Below are 21225 nucleotides of genomic sequence, written 5' to 3' on the forward strand. Positions count from 1 at the left end.
GCGTTCGCGCAAAAAATACGGGCACAATGCGGAGATCAGTCATTGTTCTCCCCCTGCTGCCACTTGCGACGCTGCAGGCCGAACCATGACACCATGATCGCAGCGAGCAGGAACGGAATCATGGCGCTGGAGATCGCCGCGCCCTCGCCGAGCTGTCCGGCGATGATCGCGCGCTGGTAGGACAACGTCGCCATCAGATGGGTGGCGTTGACCGGGCCGCCGCGGGTCATCGCCCAGATCAGCTGGAAGTCGGTGAAGGTGAACAGCACCGAGAAGGTCATCACGACGGCGATGATCGGGGTCAGCAGCGGATAGGTGATGAACCGGAAATTCTGCCAGCGCGTGGCGCCGTCGAGCGTTGCGGCCTCGTAGAGCGACGGCGATACCGTCTGCAGGCCTGCGAGCAGCGTGATCGCCACGAACGGCACGCCGCGCCAGATATTGGCGAAGATCACGCAAATGCGCGCCCAGGTCGTGTCGCCGAGGAAGTTGATGTTTTGATCGATCAGACCAAGATGCCTCAGCGACCAGGAGATGATCGAGAATTGCGAGTCGAATATCCACCAGAACGCCAATGCCGAAAGCACCGTCGGCACGATGAAGGGGATCAGCACCATCGCGCGCAGCATCGCCTTGAACGGCATGTTTTCGTTCAGCAGCAGCGCGAGATAGAGCCCGATCGCGAATTTCAGGGCGCTAGCGACGAAGGTGTAGAGCAGCGTGTTGAACACCGACAGCCAGAAGATGGAATCGTCCCACAGCCATTCATAGTTTTCGGTGGCGACGAAGTGACCGACCCTGCCGATGCGGGTGTCGGTGAAGGACAGCCAGATGCCAAGCCCCAGCGGATAGGCCAGGAAGAAGATCAGGAAGGCCATGGCCGGCACCATGAACCAGAAGCCGAGCCAGTTGCGGTTGTGTTTGAGCTGGGTCCAGGCGCTGTCCTCGCTCATCTGAGGCTTGGCCCGGGGAATTGCGACATCAGCCATGCCCGATATCCCTGATCGAAATGTTGACGAGCGGGCGGCACGACTGCCGCCCGCTCCGTGATCCTCAGCGATAGATGCGCTTCAGCTGGCGCTCGGCTTCCGCCATCGCGCCCTTCGCATCCTTGGTGCCGGTGCAGTAATTGGCGAACATGTCGACGACGATGAAGTCGGCGATTGCCGTTGCCGCCTTTTCGCCGACCGTGCCGATGCCGGACGCCGGCAGCGTGCGCTTGGACGCCTGCGAGAACACCTCGTTCTTGGGATCGGCCTTCCAGATCGGTGCCGATTCATAGCCGTTCAGGGTCTGCGTCAGATAGCCCTGCGCGCCATCCAGCCACTTCTCGTAGTTCTCCTTCTCCAGCATGAAGGCGACGAAGGCCTTCGCCGCGTTCGGATATTTGGTGAAGTTGAACGCGAGGATCGGCAGCGCAAGCTGCAGCTCGGTCGGCTTGCCGACCGGTCCGACTGGCCAGAGCGCGTGATAGGTGTCCTCGGCGAGCTCCTTCTTGCTCGCATCGGTCTTGGCGGCGACGTAGATCGAGATGCCGTTCGCCGTGCAATAGAGCTCGCCGGCGAGGAACGCCTTGTTGTTGGAGGAATCGTTCCAGGACGCCGTGCCGGGAATGAAGCTGTCGTACAGCGCCTTGCAATATTCCAGCGCCTTCGCCGTCTCCGGCGAATTGATGATGATCTTGTCGTTCTGGTCGACCGTGTAGGCGCCGTGACCCCACAGCACCCAATGCAGCCACGAATTGCCGTCGCCCGAGGCATGGCCGAGAGCGAAGCCGGCCGGGGTGTTGTTCTTCTTCAGTGCCTTGCACATCTCGAGGAAGCCGGGGAAGTCCTTTGGGAATTCCTTGAAGCCCGCCTTCTCAAGCGCCGACTTGCGGTACGTCATGTAACCGCCGTTGGTTGCGACGGGAATGCCGAGCCAGTCGTTGCCCTGCTTGCAGGTCTTGGCCGCCGCATCGGTCCAGCCGCCGTACTTCTTGCCGAGGTAGTCGGCGACGTCGTTCATCTTCAGCACTTTGGTCGGGAACAGCTGCGGCAGCGTGTGCAAGCCCCAGGCAAGATCGAGCCCCGAGCCGGTATTGGCCGCAACAGAGGCCTTCGGCTGCACGTCCTCGAACGACTCGCTGAACACGTTCATCTCGGTGCCGGTCGCAGCCTTGAAGGCCGCCACCATCGCGTTGAACGCATCGTCCTCAGCCGGTACGAAGCGCTTCCAGCGCATCACGGTCAGCTTTGCACCGGGCTCCGCCTTCCAGGGCGAGCTCTGCGCCCAGGCCTTTGCGAACTCGAAGAGTGCCGGCCCGGTGAGCATGCCGGTTGCAGCCAGTGCCGTTCCGCCCTGAAGCAGAGTCCGGCGGGTAAAGTCTTGCATGTCGTCCTCCCTGTGATGCTTTTTTATTGTCTTAAGTAAAACTCACGCTACGCGTTCAGGCGTTTTCCCGTCGCCTCGTCAAACAAGTGCACCAGTGACGGGTCGGGCTTCAGCCGGATCTTGTCACCCGGATTGAACTGGTGACGCTCGCGGAACACCGCGACGACCTGCTCGCCGCCGATCTTGGCGAACACCTGCGTTTCCGAGCCGGTCGGCTCGACCACGATGATCTCGGCTTCGGCGCCGTCGTCGGCGATGGTGAAATGCTCGGGCCGCACGCCGTAGACCGCAGGACGGCCGTCGGACGCCGCGGGCGCGGTCTTGAGCGGCAGCTTGACGCCGTTCGGCCCCTCGAACGTCGCAACGCCGTTGGTGCGCACATGTCCCTTCAGGAAGTTCATCGCGGGCGAACCGATGAAGCCGGCGACGAATTGGTTGTCGGGCCTGTCGTACAGCTCGAGCGGCGTGCCCATCTGCTCGACAATGCCGTCATGCATGACGACGATCTTGTCGGCCATGGTCATGGCTTCGATCTGATCGTGGGTGACGTAGACGGTCGTCGTCTTCAGCCGCTGGTGCAGCTCCTTGATCTCGGTGCGCATGGCGACGCGCAGCTTGGCGTCGAGGTTGGACAAGGGCTCGTCGAACAGGAAGACCTGGGGGTCGCGCACGATGGCGCGGCCCATCGCGACGCGCTGACGCTGACCGCCCGAGAGCTGGCGCGGATAGCGATCGAGCAGCGGCGTCAGTGCGAGAATTTCGGCAGCCCGCTTGACGCGCTTGTTGATCTCGTCGGAGCCGGCATTCCGCAGCTTCAGCGAGAAGCCCATGTTGTCGGCAACGGTCATGTGCGGATAGAGCGCGTAGTTCTGGAAGACCATGGCAATGTCCCGCTCCTTGGGCTGGACATTGTTGACGACGCGGTCGCCGATCGAGATCGTGCCGGAGGTGATGTTCTCGAGACCGGCGAGCATGCGCAGGAGCGTCGACTTGCCGCAGCCGGAGGGGCCGACCAGAACGACGAATTGGCCATCCTCAATCGGTACAGTCACGCCGTGCAGGACTTCAAAATTGCCGAACGATTTCCGCACGTCGCGGATTTGCACAGACGACATCTAGCTCCCTCCTCGAAAGTCCACGGCGCCTCTCGCGCCGCGACCGTCTTGTTTTTTCAGACTTCGCCAAACGAAGCCCGACCGTAGCGGGCAACATTGTCGGCAGTTTGTGCGGTTTTGGCAATTTGTCTTTGGTTAGTCGTTGCTGGTAGCGCTGTCAACGTTCCTTTGTTTGCGGGACTGACTGTGTTAAGAGCAGCAAATGGGTCGAAAACGCACCAAGTCAGGCAAAATCCGGCTGGCGGAAGTCGCCGAGCTTGCCGGCGTCAGCCCGATTACGGCGTCCCGTTTCTTTCGTAATCCGGAGGCCCTGTCGGTCGCCAAGCGGACGCGGGTCGAGAGCGCGGCCAAGGAGCTCGGCTATGTGCCGAACCTGGCGGCGCGCGCGCTGGCCTCGCAACGCACCGAGGTCATCGGTGTCTTGATTCCCTCTCTCACCAACAACGTGTTCTCGGACGTGCTGCGCGGCATCTACGACGCATCAGAAGGCAGCCGTTACTCGATCCAATTGTCCAACACGCGCTACAGCATTCTCCAGGAAGAGAAACTGCTGCGCCTGTTTCTCGCGCAGAAGCCGGCCGGGCTGATCGTCACCGGCATCGACCAGACCGCGGAATCGCGTGCGATGCTGGATGCCGCCGATTGTCCGATCGTGCAGATCATGGAGATCGGCCCCGATCCGGTCGACATGATGATCGGCTTTTCACACTATGATGCAGCCCGCGCAGCGGTTGCGCACCTGTTCGAACAGGGCCGCCGCAAGATCGGCTTCGTCGGTGCGCGCATGGATCCGCGGGTGCAGCGACGACTGGACGGATACGTCTCGGCCATGAAGGACGCGGCCTTGTTCGAGCAGCGACTCGTCGTCACCACCGCGACGCCGACCTCGGTGACGCTCGGCGGCGCCCTGTTCACCGATCTGCTGGCGCGGGAGCCCGACCTCGACGCGGTGTTCTGCGCCAATGACGACCTCGCACTCGGCGTGCTGTTCGAATGCCGCCGCCGCGAGATCACGGTCCCCGACCAGATCGCGATCGTCGGCTTCAACGATCTCGAATTCATGGCCTCCGCGGTGCCCACCCTCACCAGCGTGCGCACCAACCGCTACGAGATGGGCAACACGGCCGCCACCATGCTGATCGAGGCGATCGACGGACGGCGTCCGGAGCAGCCGGTGCTCGATCTCGGCTTCAAGGTGATCGAGCGGCAAAGCTCGGCGTCGCGCCATTCGGACAGCAGGCCAGCCGGCTCGGGCGCGGGTGCGGCGAACAAAATGGTAGCGTTACCAAGTAGCCATGACTAGTATCGGAATTGTGAGGAAACGACCCGCCAGCGGGCCAGCGATCCATCATTCGCGCCGTTGGGCATCGCACAAGCCGACAGCCCAAGGACGGAAGCCAGTGCGTTTGCATTGCAGGAGAAACCAATGACAAAAAAGCCAACCAATGGGCATGCCCCCGCCGGCAACGGCTCTCGCCGCCACCTTCGCTCGCAGGAATGGTTCAACAACCCGCATAATCCGGGCATGACCGCGCTTTATATGGAGCGCTACCTCAACTACGGCCTCACCCGCGCCGAGCTGCAGTCCGGCAAGCCGATCATCGGCATTGCCCAGACCGGCAACGACCTCTCTCCCTGCAACCGTCACCATCTCGAGCTGGCCCACCGCGTCCGCGAAGGCATCCGCGAGGCCGGCGGCATTGCGATGGAATTCCCGACCCATCCGATCCAGGAGACCGGCAAACGCCCGACCGCGGCGCTCGACCGCAACCTCGCCTATCTCGGCCTGGTCGAGATCCTCTACGGCTATCCGCTGGACGGCGTCGTGCTCACCACCGGCTGCGACAAGACCACGCCCGCCTGCATGATGGCGGCTGCGACCGTGAACCTGCCCGCGATCGTGCTGTCGGGCGGCCCGATGCTGAACGGCTGGCACAATGGCGAGCGCACCGGCTCCGGCACCATCGTCTGGAAGTCGCGCGAGCGGCTCGCCGCGGGCGAGATCGACTATGAAGAGTTCATGGAGATCGTCGCCTCCTCCGCGCCCTCGGTCGGCCATTGCAACACCATGGGCACGGCGTCGACCATGAATGGCCTCGCCGAAGCGCTCGGCTTCTCGCTGCCGGGCTGCGCGGCGATCCCCGCCCCCTATCGCGAGCGCGGCCAGATCGCCTACGAGACGGGAAAACGCATCGTCGAGATGGTCTGGGAAGACCTCAAGCCCTCGGACATCCTGACACGCAAGGCGTTCGAGAACTGCATCGTGATCAATTCGGCGATCGGCGGCTCGACCAACGCGCCGATCCACATCAACGCGCTGGCCCGCCACATCGGCGTCGAGCTCACGATCGAGGACTGGCAGAAAGTCGGCCACGACGTGCCGCTGCTGGTCAACATGCAGCCGGCCGGCTTCTATCTCGGCGAGGAATTCCACCGCGCCGGCGGCGTGCCCGCCGTGGTGCGCGAATTGATGAAGCACAAGCGCATCCATGAGGACGCCGTCACCGTCAACGGCCGCGGCATCGGCGAGAACTGCAAGGATGCGCCAAAACCCGACAACGACGTGATCTGGACCTATGACAAGCCGCTGGTGAAGGACGCCGGCTTCCTGGTGCTGAAGGGCAATCTGTTCGATTCCGCGATCATGAAGACCTCCGTGATCTCCAAGGAGTTCCGCGACCGCTATCTCAGCAACCCCAAGGACCTCAACGCCTTCGAAGGCCGCGCCGTCGTGTTCGAGGGGCCTGAGGATTATCACGAGCGGATCGACGATCCCGCGCTCGAGATCGACGAGCGCTGCGTGCTGTTCATCCGCGGCACCGGCCCGATCGGCTATCCCGGCGGCGCCGAGGTCGTGAACATGCAGCCGCCGGCGGCCCTGATCAAACGCGGCATCCTGTCCCTGCCCTGCATCGGCGACGGCCGCCAGTCCGGCACCTCGGGCTCGCCCTCGATCCTGAACGCCTCGCCGGAAGCCGCGGCCAATGGCGGCCTTGCGATCCTCAGGACCGGCGACAAGGTGCGCATCGACCTCAACAAGGGCAGCGCCAACATCCTGATCTCGGACGACGAGGTGAAGAAGCGCCACGCCGAGCTGATGGCCGATGGCGGCTTCAAGCATCCGGCGAACCAGACGCCGTGGCAGGAGATCTATCGCAACACCGTCGGCCAGCAATCGACCGGCGCCTGCATGGAGCTCGCCACGCGCTACCAGAACGTCGCCGGCACGTTCGGTGTGGCGCGGGATAATCACTGACGACGTCTGTCATTCCGGGGCGCGACGCAGTCGCGAGCCCGGAATCGATCGAACCTCACAACACGCTGCACAATGGATTCCGGGCTTGCGCCGAGAGGCGCGCCCCGGAATGACGAACCCACAAGGAGAAGAACAACATGGCAAACCGCCTCAAGGGCAAACGCGCCGTCGTCACGGCTGCAGCGGCCGGCATCGGCCGCGCCTGCGCCATCGCATTCGCGCGTGAAGGCGCAACCGTCATCGCCACCGACATCAACGAGGCCGGCATCGCTGGCCTCACCAAGGAAGGCATCGCCGAGGTCGCAAAGCTCGACGTCCGCAACACCGCCGACGTCAACGCCTTTGCCAAGCGCGTCGGCAAGATCGACATCCTTCTCAACGCGGCCGGCTTCGTGCATCACGGCACCATCCTGGAATGCTCGGAGGAAGACTTCGATTTCTCGTTCGACCTCAACGTCAAGTCGATGCACCGGACCATCAGGGCATTCCTGCCCGACATGATCGCGGGCGGCGGCGGCAGCATCGTCAACATCTCGTCCTGCGCGGCTCTGCGGCCGCCGGCGAACCGCTACGTCTACTCCTCGTCGAAGGCAGCGGTGTCGCTGCTGTCGCGTGCCGTCGCGCTCGACTTCATCACCAAGGGCATCCGCTGCAACTCGATCTGCCCCGGCACCGTCGAGACGCCCTCGATGCTGGACCGCGCCGCCGCGCAGGGACCGCAGGGCAAGGAGATGTTCATCTCCCGCCAGAAGATGGGCCGGCTCGGCACCGCCGACGAGATCGCCTCCATGGCGGTCTATCTCGGCAGCGACGAAAGCGCCTTCACCACCGGCGTCGACCTCGTCGTCGACGGCGGCTACATGCTCTGACGGCGCAGGGATCAGTCTCATGAACAAGATCGATCTCAACGGCCGCATCGCTGTCGTCACCGGCGGCGCGCAGGGCTTTGGCCGCGCCATCACCGAGCGCTTCGTCGCCTCCGGTGCCAAGGTCGCGATCTGGGATTTCGATGCGGCGCTGGCCGAGAAAACCGCGAAAGAGATCGGCGATGGCGTCCGCGTGTTCAAGGTCGACGTCACCGACACCGTAGGTGTCGAGCAGGCGCGCGACGCGACGCTTGCCGCCTTCGGCAAGATCGACATCCTCGTCAACAATGCCGGCATCGCCGGTGTCAACAAGCCGGTCTGGGAGACCGATCTCGAGGAATGGCGCAAGGTGCTGCGCATCAACCTCGACGGTCCCTTCATCGTCTGCAAGGCGATCGTGCCCGCGATGCTCAAGCAGAAGTACGGACGCATCGTCAACATCGCCTCCATCGCCGGCAAGGAAGGCAATCCGAACGCCTCGCACTATTCGGCGTCCAAGGCCGGCCTGATCGCGCTGACGAAGTCGCTCGGCAAGGAGCTCGCGGCGCACGACATTCTCGTCAACGCGGTGACCCCGGCGGCCGCCAAGACCGCGATCTTCGACCAGATGACGCAGCAGCATATCGACTTCATGCTGTCGAAGATCCCGAAGGCGCGTTTCGTGCTGGTCGAGGAGCTGGCCGCGATGGTGAGCTGGCTGGCATCCGAGGATTGCGCATTCTCGACCGGCGCCGTGTTCGACATCTCCGGCGGGCGCGCAACCTATTGAGGACAGCATGATCCACGAGGGCGGATGCCTGTGCGGCGCGGTGCGGTTCAAGGCGGAGGGCGAGCCGCTCAACGTTCGCGTCTGCCATTGCCGCACCTGCCAGAAGGCGATGGGCTCGCCCTTCTTCGCCCGCGCACAGTTCGACCAGCGCGCGCTGACCGTCGAGGGCGAGACCGAGCGCTACGCGTCCTCGGAGAACATCGATCGCGTGTTCTGCAAGCGCTGCGGCACGCGGCTGTTCGCCTGGCGGCGTAACGGCACGCTCGCGGGCGCCGCGCTTGCGACATTCGACGACCGCAATGCCTTTGCGCCGACGGAGCACATCTGGGTGTCGGAAAAGCTCGCATGGCTGAAGCTCGACGACGGCCTGACCCAATATCAGACGACGATCCCGGCGTGACGTCAGGCAACGGTCGGCCGTGCGCGGCATTATTCGCGGGTCATCTGCAGCGTGGCATTTCGGAACCGGCGCCCCTATCTTGAGCCGAAGCGTTGCTGCACCGCCGGTTGGCTGGGACGGCTGCAAGGCCGCAAGCAAACCGGGATCAACGAGCCGTGAACATTTCCATTTATGACTTCTCGGTCTGGGTGCTGCCGCTAGTGCTCGCCATTACCTTCCATGAGGCCGCGCATGCCTTCGTCGCGGACCGGCTCGGGGACAACACGGCCGCGCAGCTCGGCCGTGTCAGCTTCAATCCGATCAGGCACATCGACCCCTTCGGCACGCTGATCCTGCCGGCGATGCTGCTGTTCGCGCATTCGCCGTTCCTGTTCGGCTATGCCAAGCCGGTGCCGGTCAACTTCCGCAAGCTGAACAACCCCAGGCTCGACATGGTCTGGGTGGCGCTGGCCGGGCCCGTCACCAACATCCTGCTGGCGCTGGCCGCCGCCCTCGCCTTCCATGCCCTGCCCTTGGTGCCGGCGAGCTCGGCGAAATGGGTGGCCGACAACCTCAAGAATGCCCTCATCATCAACGCGATCCTGGCCGTCTTCAACATGATGCCGATCCCGCCGCTCGACGGCGGGCGCGTGGCGGTCGGGCTATTGCCGAGGCCGCTCGCCTTGCCGCTGGCCCGGCTCGAGCCGTTCGGGATGCTGATCCTGATCGGTCTCCTGATCCTGCTACCGCTCGCGGGCTCGCAGTTCGGTCTAAATCTTGATGTTATTTCAGCAATACTGCGGACGTTGACCGGTTATGTGATTCAGGCTGTTCTCTTCCTGACCGGCAATGCGTAGTTGAACAGCGACATTCGAACACAAGCCGAAGGGCCAGAGGCCGACTTGGTCAAAGCTGCCGATATGCTCATCGCGCGACGCGCCGATACCCGCGCCCGCGCCGATTTCGCCACCTGGAAGATGATGGCCAAGCTCAACGGATCGTCCGCGCTGCCGCCGGAAGCCCAGGAGTTCCTCGCAAGCTACCAGAACCTGCTGGCGCAGATGAACGAGGGCGAGGCCACCGAGGCCACCATCGGCGCGATCTACAAGGCCTATTATGCGGAGATGGGCGGCGCGGGAACCCCGCCCGACGTCCGCCCACGCGCGGCCGAGCCGGCTGCGGACAATGTTACCGCCTTCCGCCGTCCGGCTCCGGCGCCGAAGAAGTCGGCGTCCTTCGGGGCGGCGGCGTTCGCCGGCCCTCAGAAGCGACCGCTCCCGGTGGCGCTGATCTTCGCCTGCCTGGTCGTGGTCTATGTCGGAATCCGGCTCTACTGGCGCTGAGCGGTCTTCTTCTTTTTCGCGTCCGGCGGCGTGAAGATGATATCGACGGTGCGCTCGAACCGGTCCTCGGTCAGCCCGGCAGGCGGCTGCGGGATGGGATCAGACTTGCGGACAATCGAGACCGCGGCCGCGTCATAGGCTGCATCCCCGGACGATTCCACGACATCCACCGACAGCACGTTGCCCTTGCGATTGATCGCGAAGCTCACCTTGACCTTCTGGTTGCTCGGCTGCTTGCCCTCCGGATTGACCTTGTGAGTCGCAAGGTGCGCGCTGATCTTGCGGTTCCAGTCGGCCGTGATCTTCAGGATGTCCTTGCCGAGCCCGATGACGGGCGCCAGTGCCTTCTCGGCCTCGCGCGCATCCTCGTCGAGCGTCTGCCGTGCCGTCGCCACCGATTTCGGCGACGCTTCGGCGGCCGGCGTTTCGACCGCCTGAATCTTCGGATCCTCTTCCGTCGGCTTCTTCGCGTTGTTCTCGGTCACGACGCGATCGGGATCCTCGACCTGCTGCGGCTGATCCTTTGGCAGCTCCGTCTCCTTGGTCTCGGCCTTTTGCTCGGGAAGCGCCTGCTGCTCCTGCATCGCTTCGCTGTCGGGCCCGGGCGGCAGGTCGGCTTCGGGCGCCTTGGGCGAGGCCATCTCGACCGCGAACTCCGCGCCGGCGGCCCCCAGACCGTCGCCGTCATCATCGGCGCGCAAATGAGCCAGCGCGAGCGCAGCACCACCCAGATGGAGCACCAGCGCCGCTACCGCCGCCAGGATCCAGAGTTTTCGGGATGGTCTGAGTTCGTCTGACATAACAGGTCTTCTTAAGGCTGAGCGGCGCCGGCCGCAGGCGCCCCCGCAGCGCCTTCCAGCGCCACCAGCTTCACCCGGGTATAGCCGCCTGAGCGCAGGAGCTCCATGACGCCCATCAACTCCCCATACGGTACCGACTTGTCGGCACGCAGGAACACGTATTTGTCCTTGCTCATGTCGGACAGGCCGTCGAGGGTCCCGATCAACTCGGCCCGCTGGACCGGATTTTCTCCGATCGCAAGCGTCAGGTCAGGCTTGATGCTGAGATAGGTCGGCTTGTCCGGCTTCTTCTGCGGGGTCGCGCTCGAGGTCGGCAGGTCGATCGGCAGATCGACCGTGGAGAGCGGAGCTGCGACCATGAAGATGATCAGCAGAACCAGGATGACGTCGATGAACGGCGTGACGTTGATGTCATGCGTTTCCGAGAAATCGTCGTCGTCATCATTGTCTGCGAGCGAAACGGCCATGGTTCACTCCGCTGCGCGCGAATGCACGCTGCCGTGGCTGCGATCGAGATCGCGCGAAAGCAGCCTTCCTGCGGCGCCCGAGGCGCGGCTGACGAGCTCGAGATAGCCCTTCGTCACGCGCGAGAAGTGGTTGTAGATGATGACCGCGGGGATCGCGGCGACGAGGCCGATCGCGGTGGCGAGCAGCGCCTCGGCGATACCGGGCGCGACGACGGCGAGGTTCGTGGTCTGCGACTTCGAGATGCCGATGAAGCTGTTCATGATGCCCCAGACCGTGCCGAACAGGCCGACGAAGGGCGACGTCGAGCCGATGGTCGCAAGCACGCCCATGCCGATCCGGATGCGCCGCGCCTCGGCGCGCACGATCTCCTGGAAGCTGGAGGCCGCGCGCTCCTTGATGCCGGCATCGCTGGACAGGCCGGCCGACATCCGCGCCTCGCGCAGGGCCGCCGCCAGGAAGGACGGCAGGATGCCCTCCTTGGCGCCGAGCGCCATCTGCGCCTCGGCAAGCGAGCGCGTCTCGGCAACCTTCTTCAAGGCCGAGCGAAGCTTGGTGGAGGCGACCGACAGCTCGATCGACTTGGCGATGAAGACGGTCCAGGTCACCAGCGATGCGAAGGCGAGCCCGATCATCACCGCCTTCACGATGACGTCGGCCGACATGAACATGACCCAGGGCGACAATTCCTTCATCGCCGGCGCAATACCGGATGCGGGCTCGGACTTGGCAGGCGCTGGAACTGCGACCACGGACGGGGTTGCCGGAGCCGTCGAAGCCGCAGGTGCCGTTGCCGAGGGCGCAGCCGCCGGAGCCGGGCTGGCCACGGGCGGCGGAGCCGCCTGCTGCGCGGCCGCCGAGAGAGGGGTTTGTGTCTGGGCGGAAACGGGAGATGCGAGCCAGGCGGCCGTCAGCATGACGGCTGCGGCAAGGCTTGCTTGGAGGGACATGATCTTCATACTTCGGCCCAGTAGCGAATGAGGTTGTGATAGATACCCGTCAATTTGACCGTTTCGGGATCGTCACGCCCGAGCCGTTCCACCAGCGCCTGAATCGCGGTGTCGAGGTCAAAGATCATGCTCCGGGCTTGATCGTCCCGTATCATGCTCTGAAGCCAGAAGAAAGACGCAACCCGCGTTCCCTTCGTCACCGGCGTGACCAGATGCAGGCTGGTCGAAGGATAGAGCACGCAGTCGCCGGCCGGCAATTTGACCTCGTGCGAGCCGTAGGTGTCCTCGATCACAAGTTGGCCACCATCGTACTCTTCCGGCTCGGCGAGGAACAGCGTGACCGACAGGTCTGTGCGGATGCGAAGGCCGGTCAGGCGGTCGCCGCGGATCGCATTGTCGACATGCAGGCCGAAATGGTGGCCGCTATCGGCCGCATAGCGGTTGAACAGCGGCGGGAAGATCTGCAGCGGGATCGCGGCCGCGATGAAGCGCGGATTCGACGTCAAAGCCGAGATGATGCGGTTGCCGAGTTTTCGCGCGACCTCGCTGTCAGGCGGTAGTTGCTCGTTGCGTTTGACCATCGCCGACTGCGCGCCGGCGGTGGAACGGCCGTCTTCCCATGTGCTGGCGTCCATGATGCGGCGGAAATCCGCCACATCATCCTTGCTGAGAACGCCAGGCAGGCATGTCAACATGTTCAGAACTTCGCCGTCGTCACGAGGTAGAACGCCCGCCCCGGCGCGACCGCAACGAACGGTACGTTGCTGCGATAGAACGAGTCGTAATAGAGCTTGTTGGTCAGGTTCTGCGCGTAGAACTTCATGGTCCAGTTCTTGTCGATCTTCTTCTCGACGAACGCGTCGAAGCGCCAATAGCTCGGCAGCTCGTTGGTGTTGGCCGCAAACGTGCCGCCATAGACCTTCGAGCGGTACACCGCCTGCCCGCCGAGCTCCCAGCCGTCGTCGAACTTGTACTTGGTCAGCATGCTGAACGACTGATGGGCCACGTTGGCAAGCTGCAGGCCGAGATTGGAGGCGACGCCGCTCTGCGTGACCTTGGACTGCATCAGCACCAGGCCGCCGAAGATGCTCCAGCGATCGGTGATCTTGCCCTCGGCTTCGATGTCGATGCCCTGGATCCTGTAGGCAGCACCCGACGTCAGCAGGCCGTTGACGGTCTCGCGCGCGTTGTCCTTGGTGGTCTGGAACAGCGCACCGGTCACCAGCAGGTGGCGATCCGCAAGCTCCCATTTGGTGCCGACCTCAATCGCCTTGTTGCGCTCGGGCCCAAGCAAGATGGTCGAGTTGGCGGGAACGCCGCCGTAGTCGGTGCCGGTCGCGTCGAGCTCCGAACCGAACGGATTGGCCGAGGTGGCGTAGGCTGCATAGACGCTGCCGATCGACATCGGCTTGTAGACCAAACCGACGTTGTAGTTCACCAGATCGGAGTTCTGCTTCACATAATTGGTATTGTTCGACGCGCTCTGGCTATAACCGTCGTAGCGAACGCCACCGTTCACGATGATCGTGTCCTGCCAGTTCGCGGTGTCCATCACATACACGCTGCTGGTGTTGACGCCGTAGCGTGTCGGATTTCCGATGAGTGACGGAATGCCGAAGCCGGAGAGATAGGTGTACTGGGGCGCATAGAGATTGACACCCGAGATGGCGCCGGTGCTCGTGAACGGCGAGCCGGCCAGCTCAGCCGCAAGGCCGGAGTAACGGTCGATCGAGATGTTCTCGTTCGCATATTCGACGCCGAACACCGCGGTGTGCTTGACCCCGCCGGTGTCGAGCTTGAACGTAGCCTCGTTCTGGTTGGCCCACACGTCCACGGTCTGGTAGCGGCTCTGCGCGCTCGCCGTCGTGGTCCAGAGCAGCGGGTTGGGGCTGGTCGTAATCGGGTTCTGCGGCAGCGTGCCGATGTAGTTGAGCAGCGAGTGCTCGCCACGCACCTTGCTGGTCAGCGTGATGGCGTCGTTGACCTTGTACTCGACCGTGCCGGTGCCGAAATCCTGCCGCGCCGTCTGGAAGTCGCGGTTGAGGAAGCCGTACCAGTTGCCGCGCGGAATGCCGGCCGAGGTCACCGGCACGTTGCCCTGCTTGTAATAGGGCACGCCGAAATCGGGGTAGCCGCTGAGGTCGGTGTGGACGTAGTTGGTCGTGATCTTGAGGTCGCTGGTCGGGGTGTACTTGGTCGAGATGAAGGTGCCCCAGCGATTGTCGGTCACGTAGTCGCGGCCGGCGACGTTGGCGTCCTGGAACAGGCCACCGGTGCGCACCGAGAAGGTCGGGTCGATGACCTGGTTGACGTCGAGCGTGACGCGCTTGGTCCGGTCGGTGCCGAACTCGGTGTCCATGCGCTGGAAGTTGCGGTCACCGGCTTGCTTGGTGACGATGTTGATGGCACCGCCCGCGGTTCCGCGGCCGGCGTAGGACGATGCAGGGCCGCGCAGGATCTCGATCTGCTCGGTGAAGAAGTTCTCGCGGATGGAAACGGCGGGATCGCGGATGCCGTCGATGAACACGTCGTTGCGCGCATCGAAGCCGCGAATGAAGAAGCGGTCGCCAAACGCGTTGCCGCCCTCACCCGAGCCAAGCGTCACGCCCGCGGTCGAGCGCCCGATCTCCTTCAGGGTCGTCGCGTTCTTGTCCTCGAGAACTTCCTTGCTGAGCACCGTGATGCTCTTGGGCGTATTCAGCATCTTCTCGGGAAACTTGCCCGAGGCCTGGACGTGGTCGACCTTGTAGGGCGCGGCGGGATCGGCATAGGGATTGCCGTCGACAGCGCCTGACGGCGTGGTCGGGGCTGCCTGCTGCGTCGCCTGCTCGCGTTGCGCGGCGCGACGAATCGCGTTGCGGGCGCGGACCTGCTCCGGCGAGGGCTTCGATGCCGTCGGACGCGGCCGCTCGACGGGCGCGTCGACCGTCACCGGCGGCAGGTTCGACTGCTGCGCCTGCGCGCCGCTCGATACCGACGCCACCGCGATCAAGCTCGCAACCGCGGAGGCCTTCTTGCCAGAAACGCCCGCGGATTTTTCATCCAACAGATCGAATGCTGCGACCGAACGCAACGATTTCGGTGCGACCACCTGCCCCATTACCAAACGCCCCATCTTCCTGTTCGCTCATTCACTTCGACGAACGATGAGTTGTTGGTATCGGCGGCAAAATAGCGGGTCAATGCGAGCGGCTCGCAAGAACCCTTGAATCGATCCAGATCAAAACAATTCTAAACTGCAGTTTGAAACCGTTCTAAACCAAGACTGGACTCATTCTAAAAAGCTGCGCCATTTGCCGGCATAAGCGCAGCCTCCTTCACATCATCAATCTTCCGCACGACATCAATCGCTGCTCGGCGGCTTCATCAGCGAAAACAACTCGTCGACGGTCTTCTGCGCGACGGCGCGCACGCGATCGGTTGAGTCCATGCCGGCGATGTTGACGCCGTTCACGACGGCTTTGATCTCGTCCCGGAAGTCGGTGAGGAAGCGCAAGGGATCGCGCTGCTCGTTGGCCACCCGCGCGATCAATCCCGTGATCAGAATCTGACACGCGATCAGCTTGCCGTTCAATTCATCCATTCTGCGCTCCATAGGTGGCGGCGCCGGATATGACCGATGCACGAATTGCTGACAACCAAAACGGCTGCCACACGATTTAGAACCATTCTTGCGAGCAGCGCCGAGCGGCGACCCGGCGCGGCGCCATTCGGATCGAGCACACTGTCTGCGGGTGCCGCACAAGACTTGCCCGCCGCTCGAGCCGACCAAGCAAATGCAGCCCTGCACACCGCCGCGCCAGAGCACTGCCCAGACGGTGCAAAGCTTTCCAATTGTTTAGGATTCTCAACCGATAGTGCTGTTTACACTGGAACTTGGCGTGTATTATACAAACCCGCTGGAACCCTGCGATTGCCCTGTCATTCGTTAGCTGAGGGCATACGAGCCGACACGAGACGACATGAAAAAGTCCCGGCCGATCCTCTGGCTTCTGATCATCGCGGCCGTGGCCTCCGCGGGTTACTATGGTTGGCAGAAATTCGGATCTGGAGCCGGAAAAACCCAGACCGCCCAGAAGGGTCCACCCCGCCCGCCCGCCGTCCCTGTGAGCGTTGCTCCGGTCCAGAAAGTCGACTTCCCGGTCTACTTGACCGGTCTCGGCACGGTTCAGGGCTTCAACACCGTCCAGGTCCGCAGCCGGGTGGATGGCCAGATCGACAAACTCACCTTTAGGGAAGGCCAGATCGTCCAGGAGGGCGAGCTTCTGGTCTCGATCGACCCCCGTCCCTATCAGGCCACGCTCGACCAGGCCAAGGCCAAGAAGGCGCAGGACGAGGCCAGCCTCGCCAACGCCAATCTCGAACTTCAACGCGCCATGAAGCTCGGCGAATTCGCGACCGCGCAGCGGGTCGACACCCAGCGCTCGACCGTCGCCCAGCTCACTGCCCAGATCGCCGCCGACGAAGCCGCGATCGCCAACGCCCAGACCCAGCTCGACTACACCCAGGTCAAGGCGCCGATCACCGGCGTCGCAGGCCTGCGCCAGGTCGACATCGGCAACATCGTCAACGCCTCGACGCAGACGGGCATCGTCACGATCTCGCAGGTCGAGCCGATTTCCGTGATCTTCACCGCGCCGGAAGACCAGCTTCCCTATATCAGCGAGGGCCAGAAGAGCGGCGCGCTCAAGGTCATCGCTTTCAGCACCGACGGCAAGAAGACGCTGGCCGAGGGCAAGCTTGCGGTCATCAACAACCAGGTCGACACGACCAGCGGGACGATCCGGCTCAAGGCGGTGTTCGACAACAAGGACCACGCGCTGTGGCCGGGCCAATCGGTCTCGACGCGGCTTCTGGTGCGGACGCTGAAGGACGCGACCGTGGTTCCGGATGACGCGGTCCAGCATTCCACCAACGGCCTCTATGCCTATACGGTCAATCAGGACAACAAGGCCGAGGTGCACAAGGTCAAGGTCAGCTATGCCATCGACGGCCATTCGGTCATCGAAGAAGGCTTGAGCCCCGGTCAGCAGGTGATTGTCGGCGGTCAGTTCAAGGTCCAGCCCGGGAGCCTCGTCTCGACGGCGGTGGCGAGCTCGGATCCGGCCCAGAGTAAGGTACGACGGGAATGACTGAGGGCGGGATTTCGGCACCTTTCATCCGTTATCCCATCGGCACCTCGCTGCTGATGGCCGGTATTCTCTTCATCGGTCTCGTCGCCTATCCCCTGCTTCCGGTCGCACCGCTGCCGCAGGTCGACTTCCCGACCATCCAGATCACTGCCAACCTGCCGGGCGGCAGCCCCGAGACGATGGCCTCGTCCGTGGCCCAGCCGCTGGAGCGCCAGTTCGCCCAGATCCCCGGCATCGCGCAGATGACCTCGACGAGTTATCTGGGCACCGCGTCGGTCACCATTCAGTTCGACCTCAATCGCAGCATCGACGGTGCTGCCAACGACGTTCAGGCAGCCATCAACGCGGCCTCCGGCCAGTTGCCGAAGAATCTGCCGTCGCCACCGACCTACCGCAAGGTCAATCCGGCGGACTCGCCGATCCTCATCATGTCCGCCACGTCGGACACCCTGCCGCTGACCACCGTGAGCGACTCCGTCGATGCGCAGCTGGCGCAGCAGATCAGCCAGATCTCCGGCGTCGCGCAAGTCATCATCGGCGGCCAGCAGAAACCGGCGATCCGTATCCAGATCGATCCGGCCAAGCTCGTCGCCAAGGGCCTGTCGCTGGAGGACGTGCGCAGCCAGATCGCGATCACGACGGTCGACAGCCCCAAGGGCAACATTGACGGCCCCAACCGCGCCTACACGATCTACGCCAACGATCAGCTCACCCATTCCAAGGACTGGAACGACGTCATCATCGCCTACCGCAACGGCGGGCCGCTGCGCATCCGCGACATCGGGCAGGCCGTCACCGGTCCGGAAGATGCCAAGCAGGCGGCCTGGGCGAACGGCAAACGCGGCGTTTTCCTCGTCGTGTTCAAGCAGCCCGGTGCCAACGTCATCGAGACCGTGGACAAGATCAAGGCGGCCCTGCCACGCCTCGTTGCGGCGATCCCGCCGGCGATCAAGATCGAGCTGATGAGCGACCGAACCCAGACGATCCGGGCCGCGGTCGAAGACGTCCAGTTCACCCTGCTCCTGACCATCTTCCTTGTGGTCATGGTCATCTTCATCTTCCTGCGCAGCTTCTGGGCGACGGTCATTCCCACGATTACCGTCCCTCTGGCGCTGCTTGGCGCCTGCTCGCTGATGTGGGTGGCCGGCTACACCCTGGACAACCTCTCCCTGATGGCGCTGACGATCGCGGTCGGCTTCGTGGTCGATGACGCCATCGTCATGCTCGAAAACATCTCCCGCTACGTCGAGGAGGGCGAAGCGCCGATGGCCGCCGCCTACAGGGGCGCGAAGGAAATCGGTTTCACCATCGTTTCCATCAGCATTTCGCTGGTCGCGGTGCTGATCCCGCTGCTGCTGATGGGCGGCATCATCGGCCGCCTGTTCCGCGAGTTCGCCGTCGTGCTGGCGATGACCATCTTCGTCTCGATGGTCGTCTCCCTGACGCTGACCCCGATGATGGCCTCGCGCTTCCTGCGCGCCCATGGCGAAGTCAAGCACGGCCGCTTCTATCAGTGGAGCGAAGGCGCCTTCGACGCGATGCTGCGCGGCTATGAGCATGTTCTCGACATCGCCCTGAGCTGGAGGCGCACCACGCTCGCCATCTTCTTTGCGACTCTCGCTTTGTCGGTCTATCTCTTCGTGCTGATCCCCAAGGGCTTCTTCCCGCAGCAGGACAACGGCCTGATCACCTCGACCTCCGAAGCCTCGCAGGACATTTCCTTCGCGGCCATGAAGGAGCGGCAAGAGGCGCTCGCCAAGGTCGTGCAGGCGGATCCAGGCGTCGCCAGCGTCGCCATGGCGATCGGCGGCAGCGGCAGAGCCGGCAACAACGGCGGCCTGTTCATCACGTTGAAACCGCGCAATCAGCGCGACGCGTCGGCGCAGGAGATCATCGCACGCCTCCGTCCCCAGCTCGACAAGGTGCCCGGCGCCCGCCTCTACATGCAGGCGTCCCAGGACGTCCGGCTCGGCGGCCGGCCGACGCGTACGCAGTTCGAATTCACGCTGCAGGACGCCAATCTGGAGGAGCTCAACGAATGGGCGCCCAAGATCCTCGCCAAGATGCAGACGCTGCCGGAGCTGCGCGACGTCGCGACCGACCAGCAGACGCAGGGCACCACCGTCCAGCTCAAGATCAACCGCGACACCGCCTCACGCTACGGCATCCAGCCGCAGCTGATCGACGACACGCTGTATGACGCCTTCGGACAGCGGCAGGTCACGCAATATTTCACCCAGCTCAACACCTACAAGGTGATCCTGGAGATCTTGCCGGAGATGCAGGGCAATCTCGACAGCCTCAACAAGCTCTATCTCAAATCGCCGCTGACCGGCGATCAGGTCCCGCTGTCGACATTCGCGACCTGGACCACCGATCCGGTCCGCCCGCTCTCGATCAGCCATCAGGGCCAGTTCCCGGCGATCACGATCAGCTTCAACCTCGCGCAAGGCGTCGCGCTCGGCCAGGCAACCGAAGCCGTCCAGAAGGCGATGGCCGATCTCGGCGCGCCGCCGACGCTCAACTCGAGCTTCCAGGGCACCGCGCAGGCGTTCCAGCAATCGCTCGGCACCGTGCCGCTGCTGATCCTCGCCGCGCTCGTCGTCGTCTACCTGATCCTCGGCATTCTCTACGAGAGCTACATCCATCCGATCACGATTCTGTCGACGCTGCCCTCAGCCGGCGTCGGCGCGCTCGCGATCCTGATGGCGGCCGGCTTCGATTTCAGCCTGATTGCGCTGATCGGCATCATCCTTTTGATCGGCATCGTGAAGAAGAACGGCATCATGATGGTCGATTTTGCGATCGCGGCCGAGCGCGACGAGCACAAGACGCCGGAGGAATCGATACGCCAGGCCGCATTGCTGCGCTTCCGCCCGATCATGATGACGACGATGGCCGCGCTGCTCGGCGGCGTGCCCCTGATGCTCGGTCACGGCACCGGCGCCGAGATCCGCCAGCCGCTCGGCTACGCCATGGTCGGCGGCCTCATCGTCAGCCAGGCGCTGACGCTGTTCACGACGCCCGTCGTCTATCTCTATCTCGACAAGCTCAACAACTGGTTCTCCACCTGGGGCCGTTCGGACGACGACGAAGGCGACGAGGCGACCGCGCACGGCACCGTCAAGCAAGCGGCCGAGTAAGCTTGCGCCGCGCCTCCCGCGACGCTACAGCGAGGCCCTCGGTTCACGCCAACGCGGTTTCGTCATGCTCATGCAATCCAGACTTGTCGCCCTCGCCGCATTTATCCTGTGGTCCTTGGGCGCCGCGCATGCCCAGCAGGGCGCGAAGAAGAACGCAGCACCTGCCCCGGCCGCACACCCCTCGCCCGCGCCGACACAAGCACAGGCTGACGGTGCGCCCGGGCAGCCTGGCTGGATCGTCCGCTGCACCAGCGCCAGCCGCGATGCGCCGCTCGAATGCGCGATGGAGCAGAACGCGGTGCTGACCAAGACCGGCCAGACCGTCGTCCTGATCAACATCCGCATCGCGCCCGACGCCCGCACGCCGGTGGCGCTGCTGCAATTGCCGCTCGGCCTCAACCTCCCCGTCGGCGCCAAGCTCCAGGTCGACGAAGGCAAGACGTTCGACCTGCAGATCCAGACCTGCGAAAACCGCGGCTGCTACGCCTCGACGCCGGTCGCGGCGGACCTCCTCGCCGCCTTGCGGGCGGGCAAGCAATTGAAGGTCTCGTTCCAGAACATGGCCAAGGAGACAATCGCGATCCAGATGCCGCTGGGCGATTTCGCGGCCGCCTACGACAAGATCAAGTAAGGG

19 protein-coding genes are annotated in these 21225 nt (G+C 63.8%); 10 read left to right on the forward strand and 9 right to left on the reverse strand.

Annotation, left to right across the window (positions count from 1 at the left end; all coding sequences use genetic code 11):
* Positions 1-35: 35 nt before the first annotated feature.
* The 3 genes from RPS27_RS32700 to RPS27_RS32710 form a co-directional block, all read right to left on the reverse strand.
* Positions 36-953: a carbohydrate ABC transporter permease gene (locus RPS27_RS32700; RefSeq protein ID WP_018319834.1), complete on the reverse strand. Its 918-nt coding sequence runs from the start codon at positions 951-953 to the stop codon at positions 36-38.
* Positions 954-1053: 100 nt separating this feature from the next.
* Entirely contained in the window at positions 1054-2373 is a 1320-nt protein-coding gene (locus tag RPS27_RS32705) for an ABC transporter substrate-binding protein (RefSeq protein WP_194407562.1), read from the reverse strand.
* Positions 2374-2420: 47 nt separating this feature from the next.
* Positions 2421-3488, reverse strand: a complete 1068-nt coding sequence (locus RPS27_RS32710; protein WP_194407561.1) for an ABC transporter ATP-binding protein — start codon at positions 3486-3488, stop codon at positions 2421-2423.
* Between the two features lie 202 nt (positions 3489-3690).
* Between RPS27_RS32710 and RPS27_RS32715 the strand changes: the two genes are divergently transcribed.
* The 7 genes from RPS27_RS32715 to RPS27_RS32745 all read left to right on the forward strand — a co-directional run bounded on the left by RPS27_RS32715 (position 3691) and on the right by RPS27_RS32745 (position 10101).
* Complete coding sequence (locus RPS27_RS32715; RefSeq protein ID WP_212068421.1) at positions 3691-4791, forward strand: LacI family DNA-binding transcriptional regulator; 1101 nt, start codon at positions 3691-3693, stop codon at positions 4789-4791.
* Positions 4792-4914: 123 nt separating this feature from the next.
* On the forward strand, positions 4915-6744 hold the full coding sequence (locus tag RPS27_RS32720) for an IlvD/Edd family dehydratase (RefSeq protein ID WP_211418103.1): 1830 nt from the start codon (positions 4915-4917) through the stop codon (positions 6742-6744).
* 137 nt (positions 6745-6881) lie between these two features.
* Entirely contained in the window at positions 6882-7613 is a 732-nt protein-coding gene (locus RPS27_RS32725) for an SDR family oxidoreductase (RefSeq protein WP_211418104.1), read from the forward strand.
* A 19-nt stretch (positions 7614-7632) separates the two neighbouring features.
* Positions 7633-8379 carry an SDR family NAD(P)-dependent oxidoreductase gene (locus tag RPS27_RS32730; protein WP_212068423.1) on the forward strand — a complete coding sequence of 249 codons (747 nt, stop codon included), beginning with the start codon at positions 7633-7635 and terminating at the stop codon, positions 8377-8379.
* A 7-nt stretch (positions 8380-8386) separates the two neighbouring features.
* Positions 8387-8779, forward strand: coding sequence for a GFA family protein (locus tag RPS27_RS32735; RefSeq protein ID WP_194407556.1), 393 nt, complete (start codon positions 8387-8389; stop codon positions 8777-8779).
* 155 nt (positions 8780-8934) lie between these two features.
* Positions 8935-9615 (forward strand): site-2 protease family protein, encoded by a 681-nt coding sequence (locus RPS27_RS32740; protein WP_194408262.1) that lies wholly within the window; start codon positions 8935-8937, stop codon positions 9613-9615.
* 63 nt (positions 9616-9678) lie between these two features.
* Positions 9679-10101, forward strand: coding sequence for a hypothetical protein (locus RPS27_RS32745; RefSeq protein WP_212068439.1), 423 nt, complete (start codon positions 9679-9681; stop codon positions 10099-10101).
* Here the strand turns inward: RPS27_RS32745 and RPS27_RS32750 are convergent.
* The 6 genes from RPS27_RS32750 to RPS27_RS32775 form a co-directional block, all read right to left on the reverse strand.
* Positions 10089-10901, reverse strand: a complete 813-nt coding sequence (locus RPS27_RS32750) for an energy transducer TonB (protein ID WP_194407555.1) — start codon at positions 10899-10901, stop codon at positions 10089-10091. The genes RPS27_RS32745 and RPS27_RS32750 overlap by 13 nt on opposite strands.
* Before the next feature lie 11 nt (positions 10902-10912).
* A complete protein-coding gene (gene exbD, locus RPS27_RS32755) occupies positions 10913-11368 on the reverse strand; it encodes a TonB system transport protein ExbD (protein WP_212068424.1) in 456 nt (151 codons plus the stop codon).
* Positions 11369-11371: 3 nt separating this feature from the next.
* Positions 11372-12325 carry a tonB-system energizer ExbB gene (exbB, locus tag RPS27_RS32760; protein WP_212068425.1) on the reverse strand — a complete coding sequence of 318 codons (954 nt, stop codon included), beginning with the start codon at positions 12323-12325 and terminating at the stop codon, positions 11372-11374.
* Positions 12322-13011 carry a Fe2+-dependent dioxygenase gene (locus RPS27_RS32765; RefSeq protein WP_212068426.1) on the reverse strand — a complete coding sequence of 230 codons (690 nt, stop codon included), beginning with the start codon at positions 13009-13011 and terminating at the stop codon, positions 12322-12324. Before RPS27_RS32765 ends, exbB begins: the two co-directional genes overlap by 4 nt.
* Positions 13012-13013: 2 nt before the next feature.
* Positions 13014-15416, reverse strand: coding sequence for a TonB-dependent siderophore receptor (locus RPS27_RS32770; RefSeq protein ID WP_212068440.1), 2403 nt, complete (start codon positions 15414-15416; stop codon positions 13014-13016).
* A 243-nt stretch (positions 15417-15659) separates the two neighbouring features.
* On the reverse strand, positions 15660-15899 hold the full coding sequence (locus RPS27_RS32775; RefSeq protein ID WP_027571757.1) for a hypothetical protein: 240 nt from the start codon (positions 15897-15899) through the stop codon (positions 15660-15662).
* 379 nt (positions 15900-16278) lie between these two features.
* Between RPS27_RS32775 and RPS27_RS32780 the strand changes: the two genes are divergently transcribed.
* The 3 genes from RPS27_RS32780 (at position 16279) to RPS27_RS32790 (ending at position 21222) form a co-directional block, all read left to right on the forward strand.
* Positions 16279-17448, forward strand: coding sequence for an efflux RND transporter periplasmic adaptor subunit (locus RPS27_RS32780; RefSeq protein ID WP_194407551.1), 1170 nt, complete (start codon positions 16279-16281; stop codon positions 17446-17448).
* Positions 17445-20591 (forward strand): multidrug efflux RND transporter permease subunit, encoded by a 3147-nt coding sequence (locus RPS27_RS32785; RefSeq protein WP_212068427.1) that lies wholly within the window; start codon positions 17445-17447, stop codon positions 20589-20591. The genes RPS27_RS32780 and RPS27_RS32785 overlap by 4 nt, the downstream gene beginning before the upstream one ends.
* 64 nt (positions 20592-20655) lie before the next feature.
* On the forward strand, positions 20656-21222 hold the full coding sequence (locus tag RPS27_RS32790; RefSeq protein ID WP_212068428.1) for an invasion associated locus B family protein: 567 nt from the start codon (positions 20656-20658) through the stop codon (positions 21220-21222).
* Positions 21223-21225 lie beyond the last annotated feature (3 nt).

This window comes from Bradyrhizobium sp. WYCCWR 12699 (assembly GCF_032144035.1).
Lineage (GTDB): Bacteria > Pseudomonadota > Alphaproteobacteria > Rhizobiales > Xanthobacteraceae > Bradyrhizobium.